We start from the raw sequence: 3,777 nt of genomic DNA, 5'->3' as shown, positions 1-3,777 counted from the left end.
GTGGTGGGGTGCGGTGGCCATGGGTGGTTCTTCCGTTCCTGCGCTCGTGGGTGCTGGTGTCTATTGTGTCCTGTTCGCGGGTGTGGGCGCGGTGGTGCGGGCTCCCCTGTAGCGGGGGTGGGGACAGCGGTCAGGAGGGCTCCCGGTCGGTGCGGGAGCCCTCCTGGGCGGTGTGTTCGGGGTTTTTAGGGCCAGCGCATGTCGGTGGCGGGGCCCAGGTCGCTGACGCGGGTGCTGCTGTGGGCGTCCAGGGCCTTCTTGAGTTGGTTCCAGGACTGTTGGGGGGTGTTGTCGGTGTTGTTGCAGGTGCGCTGTTGGCAGGCGGTGTGCTGTGACATGGCTCCGGCGAAGCGCAGGGGGTCGTCGGTGTTGGTGTGGCCCCAGCGGCTGATGTTGGCCCACTGGTCGGCCTGGATGCCGTCGGTGCGGTAGATCTGGGGGATGACGTGGACGCGGGGGTTGCCTCCGCCGGCCATGTGGTGGACGTCGGCCAGGCGCCAGCCGTTGGCGCAGTTGCCCGAGCCGGTGGTGGGGCAGGAGTCGGCGGAGTTGGCGGCGTAGAGCGGTGTGGTGGTGGCCTGGGTGTAGGCGGCGAGCCAGTCGCGGGCCCAGGCGGGGGTGGACCAGGAGGGTTCGGCGTCCAGGGCGGCGGTGATGGTGACGGCCTCGGTGGTGGAGGCGTCTTGGACGGTGGTGACCAGGTCGGCCCAGCGCTGTCCGGCGTGGGTGCCGGTGACGCCGCCGTCGTCCTTGTTGTTGACGCCCAGGGCCAGGTGGGCGCTGGCCTGGCCGGTGCGGCACTCGGTGAAGCCCTGGGCCCAGTGGTGGGCGTAGGCGGCGGCCTTGCTGTAGGCGGAGCGGGGTGTGGTGGATTTTCCCGAGGTGCCGGGTTCGCGTAGGGTGTCGTTCTTTTCCTGGGTGCCGAAGAAGAGGACGCGCGGGCCGGTGGCGCCGGTGCGTCCTTCGGTGCATCCGGCCTCGTGGGCCTGGGTGGAGGTGGCGTTGGTGAGGGGGACGTAGCGGCTGGTGGTGTGGCCGGGGTAGGCGGTGGTGGTCGCGGTGGTGGCATGGGCCGGCGTGCCCAGGGCGGTCAGGGCGGCGGCGAGCGCGGTGGTGGCGAGCATGCGTGCGGTGGAAGCCATGGGGTCATTGTGTCGAATGGTGATCGGTTGTGCACGCATCGTGATATGGGTGGCGTGTTCGGGGTTTGGGGTGGTGCGGCGCCCGCGGGTTCGGGTTTTTGGCGCAACTCGCCGCCGACGATTTCCCGTGGGTTGCCACGACCTGTGATGATCAGGAGTGTGTGGCGTGAACTGATCCTGGAGATGTATCCCGAGGCCGATCTGAGCGATCCGGCCGATGAGGTGACCCTTGCCGAGGTGGAGAAGCACCTGATGCTGCCCCTTCCCTTCGAGCTGGCCTCGTTGCTGCGCGAGACCGACGGGGTGACCAACGAGTACGGGGACGCGGTGGTGTGGAGTGCGCGGCGCCTGGTGGAGGACAACCTGGCGATGCGCCGGGAACCGGACTATCTGGAGCTGTACGCGCCCTTCGACGAGATGATCTTCTTCGGTGACTCGGACATGGGGCCGCAGTTCGCCTACGTGCACACCGACTACGGTCCGGGGATCGTGGTGTGGGACCATGAGAGTGACCGGCGACGCCTGGTGGTGGTGTCGTTGCGCGACTACCTGGCGCGGTGTCTGATCCAGGGCAACTCCTGGTTTCGTTGAAGTCTGGTGAGAGTAGGACCATGTCGGAGCATGGCGGGGTTGGCGTCGTCGTTCAGGGCCGGGAGGTCGCGGATTTTCCCGAGTGGGCTCCGGAGGCGGCGCGCGGCCGGGTGCGGCGGATCACCGTGACGGGTGAGGAGGTGCTGCACCGGCGTGGTGTGGATGTGGCGCCGCAGCTGTTGGGCTCGGCGGAGTTGTCCGCGCTCATCGACGACATGTTCGTGACGATGTACGCGGCCGAGGGTGTGGGGTTGGCGGGCAGCCAGGTGGGTGTGGACCTGAGGGTGTTCGTCTATGACTGCCCTGATGATGACGGTGTGCGTCATGTGGGGCACGTGGTCAACCCGGTATTGGACGAGCGCGACCCCGATGACGCGGTGGTGGTGGAGTCCGAGGGGTGTTTGTCGGTTCCGGGGCCGCACGCGGATCTGGGGCGGGTCGAGCACGCCACGGTGCGGGGGGTGGACCGCGACGGCGGGCCCGTGGTCGTCAGCGGCAGCGGGTACTTCGCGCGGTGTCTGCAGCACGAGACCGATCACACGCTGGGCCGGTTGTACGTGGACCGGTTGAGTGCGCGTGAGCGCAAGCGGGTGCTGAAGAAGATGAACGAGATGGCCAACGACGTGTTCGCGCGTCGTGAGGAGCGGGCCGAGGAGCTGGCGAGGGAGCTGGCCGGCTGATCTGGGCTGTGTGCGGGGGTGTTCCGGGTGCGGAACGCCCCTTTTTTTGTGGTGCGGGGGTGGTTGGTTGGTGCGGGTGTGGAGGGTCCTTTGGCCGGGTCGACGGGCCGAAGTGGTGGTTGTAGGGGCTCCATTGGGGGTGATTGGCTCCTTTTGCGGCCCTGTTGGCTGGGGTTGTGGCCTTTTCGTGACCGTGGGGGGCGGTAGATTGCCCGGCATGCGTAACGGGGACGAGGTCGGCCAGGAGCCGACGCAGCGGGTGGTCATCTACACCGACGGGGCGTGCAGCGGTAACCCCGGTCCGGGCGGATGGGGGGTGTGGCTGCGCTACGGCGGCCACGAGAAGGAGCTGTACGGGGGTGAGGCGCAGACCACCAACAACCGGATGGAGCTGATGGCGGCGATCCGGGCGCTGGAGAGCCTGCGACAGCCGCTGCCGGTGCTGGTGCACACCGACTCCTCCTACGTGCGCAACGGGATCACCTCGTGGCTGCACGGGTGGAAGCGGCGGGGCTGGCGCACGGCCGACAAGAAGCCGGTCAAGAACGTGGACCTGTGGCAGCGCCTGGACGAGGTCGCCTCGCGCTATGAGGTGGAGTGGCGCTGGGTGCGCGGGCACAGCGGCGACGAGGGCAACGAGCGCGCCGACGCTTTGGCGCGGCGCGGACGCGACGAGGCCGCCGGGGTGTAGGGGCGGTGCGGGGAGGGCGGCGAACGCGGGTGTTCGCCGCCCTCCCCGTGTGTTCAGCCGCTCTCGCGGGCCAGGGCGTTGACCATCAGGCGGCGCGGGCCGGGGCCGGCGGAGGCCAGGGCGTCGTCGGGGTTGGACAGGGTGCAGGTGTCCAGGGACAGGCAGCCGCAGCCGATGCAGTTGGTCAGGTCGTCGCGCAGGCGGATGAGTTGGCTTATGCGGGCGTCGAGTTCGGTGCGCCACTGCTGGGACAGGCGGGCCCAGTCGTCACGGGTGGGGGTGCGGTTGTCGGGCAGGGTGTCCAGGGCCTGGCGGATGCGTGCCAGGGGCATGCCCACGCGTTGGGAGATGCGGATGAAGGAGACCCGGCGCAGGGTGTCGCGGCGGTAGCGGCGCTGGTTGCCTGCGGTGCGGCGGCTGTGGATCAGGCCCTGGCGTTCGTAGAAGTGCAGGGCCGAGACTGCGACTCCGGCGCGTTCGGCCACCTGGCCGACGGTGAGTTCCTTGACGATGGGTGCCACGTGTTCATCCTAGGGCGTGGCCGATGGTGCGGTGGGACGCCGTGCTCGGTGCGCTCCAGGTCCAGGGCGCCGCGCAGGAGGTCCGCGGTCAGGGGTGTGGTGGTCCAGTGGTGCTGGGTGTTCATGGTGTCAACCTGGTGGTCGGGGCCGTC

The 3,777-nt window shown here is 69.2% G+C and carries 5 protein-coding genes; 3 read left to right on the top strand and 2 right to left on the bottom strand.

Translation table 11 applies throughout. The features are described 5' to 3' along the window. Positions 1 to 185: 185 nt before the first annotated feature. Complete coding sequence (locus ABD54_RS25925; RefSeq protein ID WP_047872172.1) at positions 186 to 1,124, bottom strand: hypothetical protein; 939 nt, start codon at positions 1,122 to 1,124, stop codon at positions 186 to 188. 165 nt (positions 1,125 to 1,289) lie between these two features. On the opposite strand from ABD54_RS25925, the gene ABD54_RS25920 reads away from it, so the two are divergent. From ABD54_RS25920 to rnhA, 3 genes are all read left to right on the top strand, one after another. Beyond that, positions 1,290 to 1,733, top strand: a complete 444-nt coding sequence (locus ABD54_RS25920; RefSeq protein ID WP_013152997.1) for an SMI1/KNR4 family protein — start codon at positions 1,290 to 1,292, stop codon at positions 1,731 to 1,733. A 20-nt stretch (positions 1,734 to 1,753) separates the two neighbouring features. Further along, positions 1,754 to 2,413 carry a peptide deformylase gene (def, locus tag ABD54_RS25915; protein WP_047872171.1) on the top strand — a complete coding sequence of 220 codons (660 nt, stop codon included), beginning with the start codon at positions 1,754 to 1,756 and terminating at the stop codon, positions 2,411 to 2,413. Positions 2,414 to 2,630: 217 nt separating this feature from the next. Next, positions 2,631 to 3,104, top strand: coding sequence for a ribonuclease HI (rnhA, locus tag ABD54_RS25910; protein WP_019607377.1), 474 nt, complete (start codon positions 2,631 to 2,633; stop codon positions 3,102 to 3,104). A 53-nt stretch (positions 3,105 to 3,157) separates the two neighbouring features. Here rnhA and soxR read toward each other — a convergent pair whose 3' ends face one another. After that, positions 3,158 to 3,625, bottom strand: a complete 468-nt coding sequence (gene soxR, locus ABD54_RS25905; protein ID WP_047872170.1) for a redox-sensitive transcriptional activator SoxR — start codon at positions 3,623 to 3,625, stop codon at positions 3,158 to 3,160. Positions 3,626 to 3,777 lie beyond the last annotated feature (152 nt).

Source organism: Nocardiopsis sp. RV163, assembly GCF_001029525.1.
GTDB lineage: Bacteria > Actinomycetota > Actinomycetes > Streptosporangiales > Streptosporangiaceae > Nocardiopsis > Nocardiopsis dassonvillei.
Note: the sequence above shows the minus strand (reverse complement) of the source record. Positions and strands in the feature narration are given on the sequence as shown.